General features: G+C 69.1%; 14 protein-coding genes. 9 read left to right on the forward strand and 5 right to left on the reverse strand.

Annotated elements, in window-relative coordinates; all coding sequences use genetic code 11:
* Position 1 precedes the first annotated feature (1 nt).
* The 9 genes from hypF to AO501_RS19410 all read left to right on the forward strand — a co-directional run bounded on the left by hypF (position 2) and on the right by AO501_RS19410 (position 9,160).
* Positions 2-2,308: a carbamoyltransferase HypF gene (gene hypF, locus AO501_RS19370; RefSeq protein WP_055579243.1), complete on the forward strand. Its 2,307-nt coding sequence runs from the start codon at positions 2-4 to the stop codon at positions 2,306-2,308.
* Positions 2,305-3,015, forward strand: a complete 711-nt coding sequence (locus AO501_RS19375) for a hydrogenase assembly protein HupF (protein ID WP_055579244.1) — start codon at positions 2,305-2,307, stop codon at positions 3,013-3,015. The genes hypF and AO501_RS19375 overlap by 4 nt, the downstream gene beginning before the upstream one ends.
* Positions 3,016-3,017: 2 nt before the next feature.
* Entirely contained in the window at positions 3,018-3,680 is a 663-nt protein-coding gene (locus tag AO501_RS19380) for a D-sedoheptulose-7-phosphate isomerase (RefSeq protein WP_055579245.1), read from the forward strand.
* Entirely contained in the window at positions 3,677-4,789 is a 1,113-nt protein-coding gene (gene hypE / locus AO501_RS19385) for a hydrogenase expression/formation protein HypE (protein WP_082658727.1), read from the forward strand. Before AO501_RS19380 ends, hypE begins: the two co-directional genes overlap by 4 nt.
* A 20-nt stretch (positions 4,790-4,809) precedes the next feature.
* A complete protein-coding gene (locus AO501_RS19390; protein ID WP_055579246.1) occupies positions 4,810-5,082 on the forward strand; it encodes a HypC/HybG/HupF family hydrogenase formation chaperone in 273 nt (90 codons plus the stop codon).
* An 8-nt stretch (positions 5,083-5,090) separates the two neighbouring features.
* Positions 5,091-6,227 carry a hydrogenase formation protein HypD gene (gene hypD, locus AO501_RS19395; RefSeq protein ID WP_055579247.1) on the forward strand — a complete coding sequence of 379 codons (1,137 nt, stop codon included), beginning with the start codon at positions 5,091-5,093 and terminating at the stop codon, positions 6,225-6,227.
* On the forward strand, positions 6,224-6,955 hold the full coding sequence (locus tag AO501_RS19400; protein ID WP_269435181.1) for a DUF6390 family protein: 732 nt from the start codon (positions 6,224-6,226) through the stop codon (positions 6,953-6,955). Before hypD ends, AO501_RS19400 begins: the two co-directional genes overlap by 4 nt.
* 21 nt (positions 6,956-6,976) lie before the next feature.
* Complete coding sequence (locus AO501_RS19405) at positions 6,977-8,092, forward strand: alkaline phosphatase family protein (protein ID WP_055579248.1); 1,116 nt, start codon at positions 6,977-6,979, stop codon at positions 8,090-8,092.
* A gap of 117 nt (positions 8,093-8,209) precedes the next feature.
* Positions 8,210-9,160 (forward strand): PPE family protein, encoded by a 951-nt coding sequence (locus tag AO501_RS19410; RefSeq protein WP_055579249.1) that lies wholly within the window; start codon positions 8,210-8,212, stop codon positions 9,158-9,160.
* Between the two features lie 4 nt (positions 9,161-9,164).
* On the opposite strand, the gene AO501_RS19415 is transcribed toward AO501_RS19410, so the two are convergent.
* Genes AO501_RS19415 through AO501_RS19435 form a run of 5 tightly spaced genes read right to left on the reverse strand, consistent with a single transcriptional unit; the run spans position 9,165 to position 13,984 of the window.
* Positions 9,165-9,941, reverse strand: coding sequence for a 3-oxoacyl-ACP reductase (locus tag AO501_RS19415; RefSeq protein WP_156452685.1), 777 nt, complete (start codon positions 9,939-9,941; stop codon positions 9,165-9,167).
* Positions 9,938-11,305 carry an aldehyde dehydrogenase family protein gene (locus AO501_RS19420; protein WP_055579250.1) on the reverse strand — a complete coding sequence of 456 codons (1,368 nt, stop codon included), beginning with the start codon at positions 11,303-11,305 and terminating at the stop codon, positions 9,938-9,940. Before AO501_RS19420 ends, AO501_RS19415 begins: the two co-directional genes overlap by 4 nt.
* Positions 11,302-12,063, reverse strand: a complete 762-nt coding sequence (locus AO501_RS19425; RefSeq protein WP_082658728.1) for a gamma-glutamyl-gamma-aminobutyrate hydrolase family protein — start codon at positions 12,061-12,063, stop codon at positions 11,302-11,304. Before AO501_RS19425 ends, AO501_RS19420 begins: the two co-directional genes overlap by 4 nt.
* On the reverse strand, positions 12,044-13,411 hold the full coding sequence (locus tag AO501_RS19430) for a glutamine synthetase family protein (protein ID WP_055579252.1): 1,368 nt from the start codon (positions 13,409-13,411) through the stop codon (positions 12,044-12,046). The genes AO501_RS19425 and AO501_RS19430 overlap by 20 nt, the downstream gene beginning before the upstream one ends.
* A gap of 18 nt (positions 13,412-13,429) precedes the next feature.
* On the reverse strand, positions 13,430-13,984 hold the full coding sequence (locus AO501_RS19435) for an alpha/beta fold hydrolase (protein WP_055579253.1): 555 nt from the start codon (positions 13,982-13,984) through the stop codon (positions 13,430-13,432).
* Positions 13,985-14,393 lie beyond the last annotated feature (409 nt).

Raw genomic sequence — 14,393 nt, forward strand, 5'->3', positions numbered from 1 at the left:
GGTGACCACCGCCCCCCTGACCCGGCCCGAGGACGTACGGCGACGCATCACGGTGACCGGGGTGGTTCAGGGGGTCGGCTTCCGCCCGTTCGTACACCGGCTCGCGACCGAGCTGCGGTTGACAGGCTTCGTCGGAAACGATTCGGGCGCGGTGTTTCTCGAAGTGCAAGGTGAGCCCCCTCGGGTGGACGAGTTCGCCCGCCGGTTGCGTGATCAAGCGCCGCCACTGTCCCGGGTCGGTTCCGTGTCGGTGACCGACATCGGAGTCCGCGACGGCCCCGCACTCGCGTTCCGCATCGTGGACAGCCAGGCCGTGCGCGGCCCGGCAACACCGATCCCACCCGATGTCGCGGTGTGCGACGACTGTGTGGCCGAGATGTTCGACCCGCGCGACCGCCGCCACCGGCACCCGTTCATCAGCTGCACCAACTGCGGCCCGCGCTTCACGATCATCCGGTCACTGCCCTACGACCGCCCCGCCACCACCATGTCGGGCTTCGCCATGTGCCGACGGTGCGCCGCCGAGTACCACGACCCCACCGACCGGCGGTTCCACGCCCAGCCCATCGCCTGTCCGGACTGCGGACCTTCGTTGTGGTTCGACTCACCCGCCGGGCACACCCACGGACCCGGCGCCGTGGCGGCAGCCCGGCTGGCGCTGGCTGACGGAGCCCTGGTCGCCGTCAAGGGTATCGGCGGCTACCACCTGGCCTGTGTGGTCGACGACGAATCGGCGGTCCGCAGGCTACGGGCCCGAAAGTCACGCGGCAGCAAACCTTTTGCCGTCCTGGTGCGCGACCTGGCGGTGGCGCGGCGGTATGCGTTCGTCGACGACACCGAGGCCGCGGTGTTGACCGGTCCGGCGCGGCCGATCGTGTTGCTGCGCCGCCGGCCGGACGCTCCGGTGGCCGAGGCCGTCGCGCCCGGCAATCCGTTGATCGGCCTGATGCTGCCCTACTCCCCCGTTCATCATCTGTTGCTTGACGGGCCGCCGGATACCCTGGTCATGACCAGCGCCAACCGGTCCGAGGAGCCCATCTGCTTCACCGAAGAGGATGCTGCGCAACGCCTTCCGCAATTGTGCGACGCCGTCCTCGACCACGATCGGCCCATTCACGTGCCCTGCGACGACTCGGTGGTGCGCGTGCGCAAGGGGGGCGAACTACCCATCCGGCGTTCGCGTGGCTATGCGCCGCTGCCCGTCGCTCTCGGCATCGACGGCCCCCCGGTGCTCGCCGTGGGCGGAGAATTGAAGAACACCTGTTGCCTCACCGACGGTTCGCGCGCCTTCCTGTCCGGGCACATCGGCGACATGGCCCGCTACGAGACCCTGCGAGCCTTCGAGCAGGCGGTGGGCCAACTCAGCGAGATGCGCGGCCGCCCGGCACGACTGGCCGCCGATCTGCACCCCGGATACCACACCCGCGCCTGGGCCGAACGCCACCGGGAGGGCCGGCCACTGGACCTCGTCCAGCACCACCACGCACACGTCGTCTCGCTGCTCGCCGAGCACGGGCGACTCGGTGAGCCGATCGTCGGCGTGGCCTTCGACGGCACCGGCTACGGATGCGACGGCACGGTCTGGGGCGGGGAGATTCTCACCCTGGGCCGCGACAGTCACCGGTTCCGGCGGGCCGGGCAGCTGCGTCCGGTGCCGCTGCCCGGCGGCGACGCGGCGGTGCGCAATCCGTGGCGGATGGCCCTGTCCCAGCTGCGGCAGGCCGGGGTCGGCTGGGATCGCGACCTGGCGCCCGTCATCGCCGCCACGACCGATGAACTGCGGCTGCTGCGTTCTCTTCTGGACACCGGCACGGCTTGCGTGCCGTGCTCGAGCATGGGCCGGTTGTTCGACGCGGTCGCCTCCCTGTTGGGCTTGCGGCACCGGATCGACTACGAGGGACAGGCCGCCGTCGAACTGGAGGCTCTGGCGCAGACTGCGCCGGCCTCCGCGCCGCTGGAATTCGCCATCGGCGCCGACGCGATGATCGACCCGGCTCCGATGGTGCGGGCGATGGTGGCGGCCCTGCGCGACGGCGTGCCACCGGCAGCGCTGGCCGCGGGCTTTCACCGGGCACTGGCCGATGCCGTTGCCGAGTTGGTGTACCAGGTGGCTGGGCCGACCCGGTTGGTCGGCCTCACCGGTGGCGTGTTTCAGAACGTGCTGTTACTTCAACAGTGCCTGAACCGCCTGCACGACAGAGATTTCGAGGTCCTGACCCACCGCCTCGTGCCGCCGAACGACGGCGGGCTGGCGCTGGGCCAGGCCGCGGTCGCCATGCTGATCGCGCGAGAGGAGGAACACCGATGAGCACCGCCATGGATCGCGAACTCGGCGCCGATCTGGCCGCCGACCTGGCGGGAGCCGCTTTCACCGTCGCCAGGCGGTTCGCGGCGGGCGCCACCATGTGGTCGATCGCGCCGTCGTGGGAACCGCACGCCAGGCACATCGCGGTCGAATTCGTGCATCCGGTGATCGTGGGCAAGCGGGCACTGCCGGCGGTCGCGCTCACGGGGCCGGACCTGGTGGACCTGGTGCGAATCTCGGTACGCCCCGGCGACCTGGTGATAGCGGTCGCCGGCGCCGACGATCCCGACGTGCGATCGGTGATGCGCCGCGGCCCGGCCTGGGGTGCCACCACGATCTGGATCGGCAGCGGCGCCCGGCCCGAACCCGGCGCCGCCGACCATGTGCTGTGGTCGGACGATCCCGATCCCCGGGTGCCCGCGACGGGCGGCTTCGTGTTGTTCTACCACCTGCTCTGGGAACTGACACACGTGTGTTTCGAACACCCCGGACTGTTGAAAACAGAATCCCCCGAGGATGTTTGCGTCACCTGCAGCGACGAGGGACGACTCGCAGAGGTGCTGGCCGCGACGGACCGCGACCACGCCGCCGTGCGTACGGCTCGCGGCACCGAGACGGTGCTCACCACCCTGATCGGACCGGTCGCCGCCGGCGACCTGGTGCTGGTGCATGCGGGAACGGCGATCTCGCGCACCGGACCGGAGGTCTGATCATGCAGCACGAGCCCACCGACTTCCTGTACCCGTTCATCGACGCGCAGGAGGACAACCCCGAATCGCTGTTGGCGGACCTGGCCGCGTCCGCCCGGGCCAAAGCCGCCGAGAGCCTCGCGGTACGGCGCGCCACGCTGGCCGCCAATGCCGACCTGCTGGCCCGGGTCACACGCGAACTGGCCCGCCGGTTCAGCACGGGCGGACGGATGTTCACCTTCGGCAACGGCGGCAGCAGCACCGACTGCACCACGCTGGCCGGCTTGTTCGCCCGGCCACCCACCGGAAAACCCTTGCCCGCCTGGTCTTTGACCACCGACCAGGCCATCGTCACCGCGCTGGGCAACGACGTCGGGTTCGAGTTGGTATTCGCCCGTCAGCTGATCGCTCGGGCGCAGCCCGGCGACATCGCGGTTGCCATGTCCACCAGCGGCAACTCACCGAACCTGCTCACCGCGCTCGCCGAGGCCCGCCGACGCGATCTCTACACCGTCGGATTCGCCGGCTACGACGGCGGCGCGTTCGCCGACAACCCGGATGTGGACGCCTGCTTCACCGTTGCGTCCCAGAGCGTGCACCGGATCCAGGAAGCCCAGGCCCTGCTCGGTTACCGGCTCTGGCTGGCAGTTCAGGACAAGTGTGATCAGACGGTGGGGGTGGCATGAAAAACACGGCAGGCGAATACCTTTCATCGGGACCGCGGTTCGCCGAGGGCCAGGTGATCGAACGCATCGAATCGTTCCGCCGGCGACGTCCCCGCCTGCTCGACGACCACATCACGCTGGCACACGGAGCCGGCGGCAAAGCCTCGGCGGCACTGGTGGACGCCGTGTTCCTGGAGGCCTTTCGCAACCCGCTGCTCGAGTCGCTCGGTGATGGCGCGGTGCTCACCCTGCCCGGCGGCCAGCGGGTCGCGATGTCCACCGACTCATTCGTCGTGCAGCCCAGACGGTTTCCGGGCGGCTCGATCGGGGCCCTGGCCGTGCACGGCACCTGCAACGACCTCGCGATGGCCGGCGCGGTGCCGTCCTGGATCTCGGCGGCGTTCGTGCTCGAAGAGGGTTTCCCGATCACGGAGCTGCGGGAGATCGTGGCGGACATGGCGGCCGCGGCCGCCGACGCCGGTGTGCAGATCGTCACCGGTGACACCAAGGTGGTGCCCAACGGTGCGGCCGACGGCGTGTTCATCACCACCACGGGCGCCGGCGTCATACCCGCGGAGCGCACCCTGACGGCCACCGCGGTGCGGGCCGGCGACAGAGTGCTGCTGTCGGGGTCGATGGGCGATCACGGCATGGCGGTTCTGCTGGCCCGGGGCGATCTGGCCATCGAGGCCGACATCGCCTCGGACACAGCGTCACTGAGCCCACTCGTCGAACTGCTGATGGCCGCCGCGCCGAACACCCGGTGGCTGCGCGACGCGACGCGGGGTGGGGTGGGCACCGTCTGCAACGAGCTCGCGCAGTCCTGCGGGCTCGGGGTGTTGCTGGACGAGCAACGCCTGCCGGTGCACCCGACGGTCAACGGCGCGTGTGAACTCCTGGGCATCGACCCGCTGTATGTCGCCAACGAGGGAAAGTTCATCGCCGTCGTCGCGGCCGGGGAAGCGGCGGCGGGTCTGGCAGCCCTGCGCTCGCACCCCCTGGGAGTCGATGCCGCCGACGTCGGGGAGATCGTGACCGAACCGCGCGAAAGCGTACTGCTACGTACCGGATTCGGCGGTACCCGGATCGTCGACATGCTGGTCGGCGACCCGCTGCCCCGAATCTGCTGAAACCAGAAAGGAGACGGCCGATGTGCCTGGGTATTCCGGGGCGGATCGTGGCAATCACCGATCCGGCAAACCAGTTGGCCAAGGTCGACGTCAGCGGCGTGCAGCGCACCATCAGCGTGCGCCTGCTGGAAGGTGACCCGCCGCAGCCCGACGACTGGGTACTGGTGCACGTCGGCTTCGCGATGGCCAAGATCGACGAGACCGAAGCACTGATGACGCTCGCGGCCATCAAGAAGCTCGGCGAGGCCTACACCACCGAGCTGGAAGCCTTCGACTCTTCCGCGATCGTCTAGGGGGCGCAATGAAATTCGTCGACGAATTCCGGGATCCCGCGGCGGCCCGCACGCTGCTGACGGCGATCGAACATCTCGCCGGAACCGGTCCCGGGCACTTCAAGTTCATGGAAGTGTGCGGCGGGCACACCCATACCATCTACCGGCACGGCATCGAACACCTGTTGCCCGACAACGTCGAACTGGTGCACGGGCCGGGCTGCCCGGTCTGTGTGATTCCGATGGGCCGCATCGACGACGCGATGTGGCTGGCCGGCCAACCCGGCGTGATCTTCACCTGCTTCGGCGACATGATGCGGGTTCCCGGTTCGGCGGGCAGCCTGCTCGACGCGAAAGCACGAGGCGCCGACGTACGGTTCGTCTACTCCCCCCTGGACGCGCTGAAGATCGCGCTCGACAACCCCGGCCGCCAGGTGGTGTTCTTCGCCATCGGCTTCGAAACCACTGCTCCGTCCACCGCGGTGACGCTGGTGCGCGCACGCGAGCTGCAGTTGTCCAACTTCAGCGTGTTCTGCAACCACGTCACGATCGTGCCGCCGATCAAGGCGATCCTGGAATCACCGGACCTGCGCCTGTCCGGGTTCATCGGCCCGGGCCACGTGTCGACGGTGGTGGGCAACCGGCCCTACCGGTTCGTCCCGGACGTCTATCGAAAGCCGTTGGTGGTGGCGGGTTTCGAACCGCTGGACATCCTGGCGTCGGTCGCGATGCTGCTTCGGCAGATCCGCGAGGGCCGGTGCGAGGTGGAGAACCAGTACAAGCGGGTGGTGCCGGAGAACGGCAACCCCGCCGCGCTGAAGCTGATGGGCACCGTGTTCGCGTTGCGCCCGCACTTCGAATGGCGCGGGCTCGGTTTCATCTCGCAGAGCGCGCTGCGCCTGCACGACGACTTCGCGGATTTCGATGCCGAACAACGCTTCTCGATGCCCGGGGTGCGGGTCGCGGACCCGAAGGCGTGCCAGTGCGGCGAAGTGCTCAAGGGCGTGCTCAAGCCCTGGGAGTGCAAGGTTTTCGGCACCGCATGCACTCCGGAGACACCGATCGGCACCTGCATGGTGTCCCCCGAGGGGGCGTGTGCCGCCTACTACAACTTCGGCCGCATGCACCGTGACGCCGCCAAGCTGGTGGGGTCCGCCCAGACGTGACCGACGCCACCGGCGCCGAGATGTTCGCCCGATACGCCTACGCCCCCAACGCACTCGGCTATTGCGGTCCCCCGCTGGGCGCCACCCTACGCGACGGGGCGGTCGAGGAGGTGCTGCGCGCGGCGCGCGGCTTCTCCGGGGCCTGGCCCTATCTGCGGGTGCTCTCGCAGCTGACCGGTATCGCCGATCCGCTGGACTATCGGCTGGTCGAAGCGTATTGGCTCGGTGGCGGTGTCGGCGCCGCGCTGTCCGGTACCCGGTTCTTCGAGGCGTTGCTGGCCATCATCGGCCCCCAGGCCGGCCGGTACTGGTCGCATCTGACCCCCGACCTGGCGAACGAGGCGGCCGGCAATCACTGCTTCCACGTCTTCGGTGTATATCCCTGGACGCGCTTCCTGGGACGCGGCATGGATCAGCATCCGCTGCATGTGCTGGACAGTTGCCGGATCACCTGGGGCACCGTACTGTCGCGTTCCGGTGACGCGATCGAAGTGCTGTGCCGGCGGCTGGCGTGGGACGGCCGAACACTCGCGTTGGCCCAGCCCGCCCCCCGGATCCTCGACGTATGGGCCGACGGGTACTGCGCGGTGCCGGACGTGGCCGCCGGCGACGATGTCGCCGTGCACTGGGGCCGGCTGTGCGGGAGGCTGCAGCCCGACCAGGTGTGCGCGCTGGCCGAGAGCACAGACCGGCAGCTGCGGGTGACCAACGATCGTCTCGGTAGCTGATTCCATGTCAAACTTGCCCTCGTGCCCGGTTCCATCTGCGACGTGCTGCCCAGTGCCGCGGCCCTGCTCGGAGTATCCGGCGCGGTAGACACGCTCGGCCTGGTGGAGTCGGTCGGGGACGTCGACCGGGTCATGCTCGTGCTAATCGACGGGCTCGGCTTTCACCTGCTGCCGGATCTCGTACACGACGCTCCGCTGCTGGCTTCCGTGCTGAGCGGTGGCACAGGACGGTTGCGGCAATTGACCTGCACCTTTCCGTCCACCACCCCGACGAGCCTGGTGTCGCTGGGCACCGGCGCCCTGCCCGGGCAGCACGGCATCCTCGGCTTCACCCTCAACATCCCGGGCACCGACCGAGTGCTCAACCACATCAGGTGGCGCGACGAACCGCCGGTCGACGAATGGCAGCCTCTCCCAACGTGGTTCGACCGCCTGACGCATGCCGGGGTCAAGGCCCGCGCCCTGCTGCCGGAATGGTTCATCGGCAGTGGACTGACCGAAGCCGCCTACCACGGCGCCCTCTTCGTACCCACGCACGCCGACGACGACTACGCCGGGCGGTTGCTCGACGAACTGCGCGCGACACCCGGACTGGTCTACGGCTACACCGCAGACCTGGACACCATGGCGCACGTATTCGGCGTCGGGTCACCCGAGTGGCACGAAGCCGCGTCGCGCGTCGATGCGCTGCTGACCCGCCTGGCCGAGTCGCTGCCCGCCAACGCGGCGCTGCTGGTGACCGCCGACCATGGCGGCCTGAATGTCGCCGCGGACGCCCGCATCGACATGGACGCCGACCCGCTGCTGGCCGCCGGAATCAGGGTGGTCGCCGGCGAACCGCGAGTGCGCTATCTGCACACCGAGCCCGGCGCCACCGCCGATGTGGTGGCCACCTGGTCAGAACGCCTGGCCGGCCGCGCGGACGTCTACACCCGCGACCAAGCCGTCGCCGCGGGGCTGTTCGGACCGGTCAGCCCCGGTCATCTACCCCGGATCGGCGATGTCGTGGTGGTGTGCACCGGCGGGTCGGCGGTGCTGGCGACCGGCCATGAACCTCCGGAATCGGCGCGCCTGGTGGGCTTTCACGGTGCGGCCACCCCGGCCGAGATGGCCATCCCGCTGATCGAATTGCTCTAATCAAACTCAAATCTCATTTGCCTGATCGTCCGATGTCCACCGCGATAGGTTCGACATGGTGGAACCGCGGGCCGTGATCGCTGCCCGGAGGACGTTCCGTGGGCGGGAGATGTAGCGATGGACTACGGCCAGGTGCCGCCGGAAGTCCATTCGGCGCGCATGCATTCGGGACCCGGCGCCGAGTCACTGCTGGCCGCCGGCACCGCCTGGAGCAACGTCGCCGACGGGCTGGACGAGGCAGCGGACGGGTTCCGCCGCGTGACCGCGAAGCTGAACTGCGGCTGGCAGGGCACCGCGGCCATCGCCATGACCCAGGCCGCGACTCCCTACCTGGGGTGGCTCAACGCCGCTGCAGCGAAAAGCAGGCAGACCGCCGAGCACGCGCGGGCGGCCGCGACCGCCTATCAGGAAGCCCACGCCGCGGTGGTGCCCCCGCCGGTGATCGCGGCCAACCGGTCCCACCGGGCGTCGCTGGCCGCCGGCAACGCGTTGAGTCAGGACACCCAGAATATCGCCGCGATGGACGCGCGCTACGAGCAGATGTGGGCCCGCGACGTCGAGGCGATGTACACCTACGCAGCAGCCGCTGCCGAAGCCTCGCGGGTGACGCCGTTCACCTCCGGCCCGCTGGCCCTCGATCTGCCGGTACCGGCCCAGCTCGGTGCGGCCGGCGATCCGGAGATGATGTCCGCCGGATCGCAACTGATTTCCGCGATACCGCAGGTGTTGCAGTCTCTGTCGGCCTCCCCGCTGACGTCCGTCGGTACCGCCCTTGCGGCAGTGTCTTCGTCACTGGCCAGGCTGAGTGGCCTTGCCGTGCCGGTCAAGTTCCCGATGCACCTGCTCAACTTCCTCGGCAGGGGTCCGGCCATGGTGGCGGTGCGCAAGACCCCCCCGCCGGTCCGGGCGACCTGGGGCAAGGGAATGTCCATCGGCCGGCTGTCGGTGCCACCGGAATGGGGCGCCGCGGAGCCGCCCAAGGCGGCCGTCGTCGACCTCTACTGCTCGGCCCGGCGGATGCGCACGATCGGAGGCCTGGCCGTCAACGGTCGGCTGGTCTATTCCTGAGCCGCTACAGCGGCGTCACGTAGGCGGAACTGATGCCGCCGTCCACCAGGAACGTCGAGGCGGTGATGAACGACGCGTCGTCACTGGCCAGAAATGCCACGGCGGCGGCGATTTCGTCAGGGTCGGCGAAACGGCCCAGCGGCACGTGCACCAGCCGGCGGGCGGCCCGTTCCGGGTCCTTGGCGAAGAGCTCCTGCAGCAGCGGTGTGTTGACCGGGCCGGGGCACAGCGCGTTGACGCGGATGCCCTTGCGGGCGAACTGCACGCCGAGTTCCCGCGACATGGCCAGCACGCCGCCCTTGGAGGCGGTGTAGGAGATCTGCGAGGTCGCCGAGCCCAGCACCGCGACGAAGGACGCGGTGTTGATGATCGAACCCTTGCCGGCGGGCACCATGTGCCGCAACGCGGCCCGGCAGCACAGGTACACCGATTTCAGGTTGACGTCCTGGACGTGCTGCCACGCCGGCAGTTCGGTGCTCTCGATCAGGTCGTCCTCCGGCGGCGAGATACCGGCGTTGTTGAATGCGATGTCGATCGACCCACAGGCGTGTGCGGCGCCGTCGAACAGCTTGTTCACCGACTCTTCATCGGAAACATCAACGGCCACATACAATCCGGAGAGTTCCTCGGCGGCGGCGCCACCGGCCTCGGCGTCGATGTCGCCGATGACGACGGTCGCGCCCTCGGCGTGCATGCGCCGCGCCGCGGCCAGGCCGATGCCGCTGCCGCCGCCGGTGATGACCGCCACCCGGCCCGCCAGCCGCCGACTCAGGTCGATCACTGCTCCTCCTTGATGGCGATGAACACGTTCTTGGTCTCGGTGAAATGCAGTGGGGCGTCGGGCCCGAGTTCACGGCCCACACCGGATTGTTTGAACCCGCCGAACGGGGTGTTGTAGCGCACCGAGGAATGCGAATTCACGGACAGGTTGCCGGCTTCGACCGCGCGCGACACCCGCAAGGCGCGCGACAGGTCGTCGGTCCAGATGGAACCGGACAGACCGTATTCGGTGTCGTTGGCAAGTGCGATCGCATCGTGCTCGTCGTCGAAGGCCAGGACCGTGACAACCGGCCCGAAGATCTCGTCGGTGACGCTGCGGTCGGTGCGCTGCGGGGTGAGAACCGTTGGCGGGAACCAGAATCCGGGACCCGTGGGCGCGCTGCCGCGAAAGGCGACAGGCGCATTCGGGGGCACGTAGGAAGCCACCTTGTTCCAGTGGGCACGCGACACCAGCGGGCCCATCTCGGTCTGGTCCGAGGTGGGGTCCCCGACCGCCACGGCATGTACCGCCGGTTCGAGCAGCTCCATGAACCGGTCGTAGACGCTGCGCTGCACCAGGATTCGGCTGCGCGCACAGCAGTCCTGACCGGCGTTGTCGAACACCCCGCCCGGCGCCGTCGCGGCGGCCTGCTCCAGATCGCAGTCGGCGAACACGATGTTGGCGCTCTTGCCACCCAGTTCCAGCGTCACGCGTTTGACATGCGCCGCCGCACCGGCCATCACCTTCTTGCCCACCGCGGTCGACCCGGTGAACACGATCTTGCGGACGCCGGGGTGGGTGACGAACCGCTCCCCCACCACCGAGCCCTGTCCCGGCAGCACCTGCAGCAGGTCCGCGTCCAGTCCCGCCTCGACTGCCAGTTCACCGAGCCGCAGGGTGGTCAGCGGTGTCCACTCGGCGGGCTTGACCAGAACCGCGTTGCCCGCGGCCAGCGCCGGCGCGATGCCCCAGGTCGCGATCACCATCGGGAAGTTCCACGGCGTGATCACCCCCACCACGCCCATCGGCTCGTTGAAGGTGACGTCGATGCCGCCGGCTACCGGAATCTGCTTGCCGGACAACCGTTCCGGCGCCGCGGCATAGTACCGCAGCACATCGCGGACGTTGCCCGCCTCCCACCGCGCCGAGCCGACGGGGTGTCCGGAGTTGGCCACCTCCAGCGCGGCCAGTTCGTCCAGGTGCGTGTCGACGGCGTCCGCGAACGCGCGCAGTCCGGCGGCGCGTTCGGCCGGCGCCAGCCGCGCCCACCGCCGCTGCGCTGCGGTCGCCCGAGCCACCGCGTCGTCCACGGCGGCGGCATCGACGTGCTCGACCGAGCGCAATATCTCCTCGGTGGCGGGGTTGACCAGCTGGGTGGAGGTCATGCCGCGGCGTACGATCGCGCGGCGTCGACCAAGGCGGTGAACAATCGCAGGTCGTCCAACGACTTCTCCGGATGCCATTGCACGGCAAGGGCAAACGCGTCCCCGGGCAGTTCCACCGCCTCGACGACGCCGTCGGTGTCCCACGCGCCGACCACCAGTTGATCCCCCACCGTGTCGATGGCCTGATGGTGGTAGCACGGCACGTCGGCGGTCTCGCCGAGCACCGCCGCCACCTTGGTGCCGGGCACCGTGCGAACCGGCAGCCGGCTGAACACACCGTTGCCCGCACGATGGCCGGAGTGACCGATCACCTCGGGCAGATGCTGGTGCAGGGTGCCGCCGAACGCCACGTTGAGCAGTTGGGCGCCGCGGCAGATGCCCAGCACGGGCAACCGCCGGTCCAGCGCCGCGCGCAGCAACGCGAACTCCCAGGCGTCGCGATCGGTGCGGGGCTCGTCGGTGGTCTCGTGCGGTTGCTGTCCGTAGGCCGCGGGGTCCAGGTCGTAGCCGCCGGTGATCACCAACGCGTCCAGGCTGTCGAGCAGGCGGTTCACCGCCCCGGAGTTCACCGGTTGCGGCGGCAGCAACACCGGTATCCCACCGGCCAGCGTCACGCCCTCGAAGTAGTCGGCAGGCAGGTAGGCGGCGGGGATATCCCAGACTCCCGTGCGCACCTGCTCGAGATACATCGACAGGCCCACGACGGGGGACTCCCGTGGCGGGTCGCCACCGTCGAAGCTAAAGCCGTTCAAAGCCACGAATCCTCTCCCAGTCGGTGACCGCGGCGTTGAACGCCTTCAGCTCCACGTGCGCGTTGTTCAGGTAGTGCGCGACCACGTCGTCGCCGAAGGCCTCCCGCGCCAGCGCCGAATCCCCGAACAGCGTCGCAGCCTCGCCCAGCGTGGCCGGCAGCCGCTGGACATCCCTCGCGTCGTAGGCGTTGCCCGCGTAGGGCTCACCAAGCTCGAGGCCCCGGTCGATACCGTACAGCCCACCGGCGATCAGCGCGGCGACCGCCAGATACTGGTTGACGTCGCCGCCCGGCACTCGGCATTCCACCCGGATACTGCGCCCGTGCCCCACCACGCGCAGCGCGCAGGTACGGTTGTCCATCCCCCAGGCCACCGCCGTCGGGGCGAAGCTGCCGTCGGCAAAACGCTTGTACGAGTTGATGTTCGGCGCGAAAAACAACGTGAGTTCGCGAATCGTGGCGAGCAGTCCGGCAACGAAGCTGCGGAAGGTGGCCGACATCCCGCCGCTGCCGTCGGCGAACGCCGCACCGTCATCCGGGCCGCGCAACGACAGGTGAATGTGGCAGCTGTTGCCTTCGCGCTCATCGTATTTGGCCATGAACGTCAGGCTCTTGCCGTGCTGGTCGGCAATCTCCTTGGCGCCGTTCTTGTAGATGGCGTGGTTGTCGCAGGTGACCAGCGCCTCGTCGTAGCGGAAGCCGATTTCCTGCTGTCCGTTGTTGCATTCGCCTTTGATGGCCTCGACCCGCAGACCCGCGCCCTGCATGCCCAGCCGGATATCGCGCAGCAGCGGCTCCATCCGCGAAGACGCCATGATCGCGTAGTCGATGTTGTAATCGCTGGCCGGTGTCAGGTCCCGGTAGCCGCCGGCCCACGCCGCACGGTAGGACTGGTCGAACACGATGAACTCCAGCTCGGTGGCGACGTCGGCGATCAGATCGCGCTCCGCCAGCCGGTCGAGCTGGCGGCGCAGGATCGCGCGCGGCGACACGGCCACCGGGCTGCCGTCGGCCCAGCTCAGGTCCGCGATCACCAGCGCCGTGCCAGGCAGCCACGGCACCAGCCGCAACGTGGACAGGTCGGGTGTCATCACCATGTCGCCGTAACCGGTTTCCCAGCTCGACATGGCATAGCCGGGCACGGTGTTGAGGTCGACGTCGACGGCCACCAGATAGCTGCAGCACTCGGCCCCGTGGGCGGCCACCTCGTCGACGAAGAACCGGCCGGCCACCCGTTTGCCGGCCAGCCTGCCCTGCATGTCGGTGAACGCGACGATGACCGTGTCGATGTCGCCGGTGCCCACCAGCTGCACCAGCTCAGTCAGCGGCAGTCGTGACGAATCATGTTGTGGCACTTAGCTTAACCCCCGCGCCTACCAGGCGCTGGTGCGCAGCACGATCTCGGTGGCCAACTGCGCTGTCGACTCCTGGGCGTTGCGGCGACCGGCCAGGTCCACGACGCGATAGTCGGAGAGCACCAGCCGCTGACTGTCGCGGGCCGCGGATCGCGCGGCGGGTGAACTCACCAGCATGGTGGTGCCGATCTCCACCGGCGGACATTGGTCGTCGCGAACCGCCCCGTCAGCGCCGGCCACGGCCGGGTGCCCGCGATCGATGACGACCAGGCCGGCGAACCGGCCCAGTCGGGTGGCCGCCAATTCCCAGGCCAGCTCGGCCCCGTCCCGGTCACCCACCACCACGGCCCAGCCGATCCCGAGAGCGTCGAGGATGCCGATCACCGACTTGACGGTCAAGCGCGGGTCCGCGGCGATGACGACCGTTCGCAGCGAGGCGGTGTGCAGGCGCTCGCAGATCGCGTCATAGGCCGACACCGCGCGTTGCTCGGCGCCGAGTATCACCACCACGACGCCCTTTTCCGGACCGGCGATACCCACGTGCACAGAGAACCCGTCGAGGGTGGTCATCATCCTGGACACCCCGCCAAACTACGCCCAATGCCCCTGGTTTACACGCCGGGAAGCAGACCCGTCAGTTGCCGGAGAAGGAAAGTGGCAACCTCGAATGCCAGATTGCCGACATAGAGCGCCCGCGGCAGATAACCGATGTCCAGCAGACCGGCGTTGTAGATGCCGACGTTGACGAAGCCGGACAGGGTCGTGCCGGCATTGAGCAGTCCCGAGTTGGCGGCGCCGAGGTTGGTCAGGCCGGACAGCGCCGCGCCCAGATTCAGCGTTCCCGAATTCCCCAGCCCCGCCAGCAGCCAGCCCGAGTTCCCGGCACCCGGGGTCACGGCGCCGGAGTTTCCGGCGCCCAGCGTGAGCAGGCCCGAGTTGCCCAGTCCGGACGCCAGATAGCCGGAGTCGCCCGCGTAGATGT

This window comes from Mycobacterium gordonae (assembly GCF_001417955.2).
Taxonomy (GTDB): domain Bacteria; phylum Actinomycetota; class Actinomycetes; order Mycobacteriales; family Mycobacteriaceae; genus Mycobacterium; species Mycobacterium gordonae_B.

Bases quoted from the DNA above. Each gene is read 5' to 3' on its own strand.
- AO501_RS19420 (WP_055579250.1), bottom strand. From the start codon at position 11,305: ATGACCTCCACCCAGCTGGTCAACCCCGCCACCGAGGAGATATTGCGC.
- AO501_RS19380 (WP_055579245.1), top strand. From the start codon at position 3,018: ATGCAGCACGAGCCCACCGACTTCCTGTACCCGTTCATCGACGCGCAG.
- hypE (WP_082658727.1), top strand. From the start codon at position 3,677: ATGAAAAACACGGCAGGCGAATACCTTTCATCGGGACCGCGGTTCGCC.
- hypD (WP_055579247.1), top strand. From the start codon at position 5,091: ATGAAATTCGTCGACGAATTCCGGGATCCCGCGGCGGCCCGCACGCTG.
- AO501_RS19375 (WP_055579244.1), top strand. From the start codon at position 2,305: ATGAGCACCGCCATGGATCGCGAACTCGGCGCCGATCTGGCCGCCGAC.
- AO501_RS19435 (WP_055579253.1), bottom strand. From the start codon at position 13,984: ATGATGACCACCCTCGACGGGTTCTCTGTGCACGTGGGTATCGCCGGT.
- AO501_RS19390 (WP_055579246.1), top strand. From the start codon at position 4,810: ATGTGCCTGGGTATTCCGGGGCGGATCGTGGCAATCACCGATCCGGCA.
- AO501_RS19410 (WP_055579249.1), top strand. From the start codon at position 8,210: ATGGACTACGGCCAGGTGCCGCCGGAAGTCCATTCGGCGCGCATGCAT.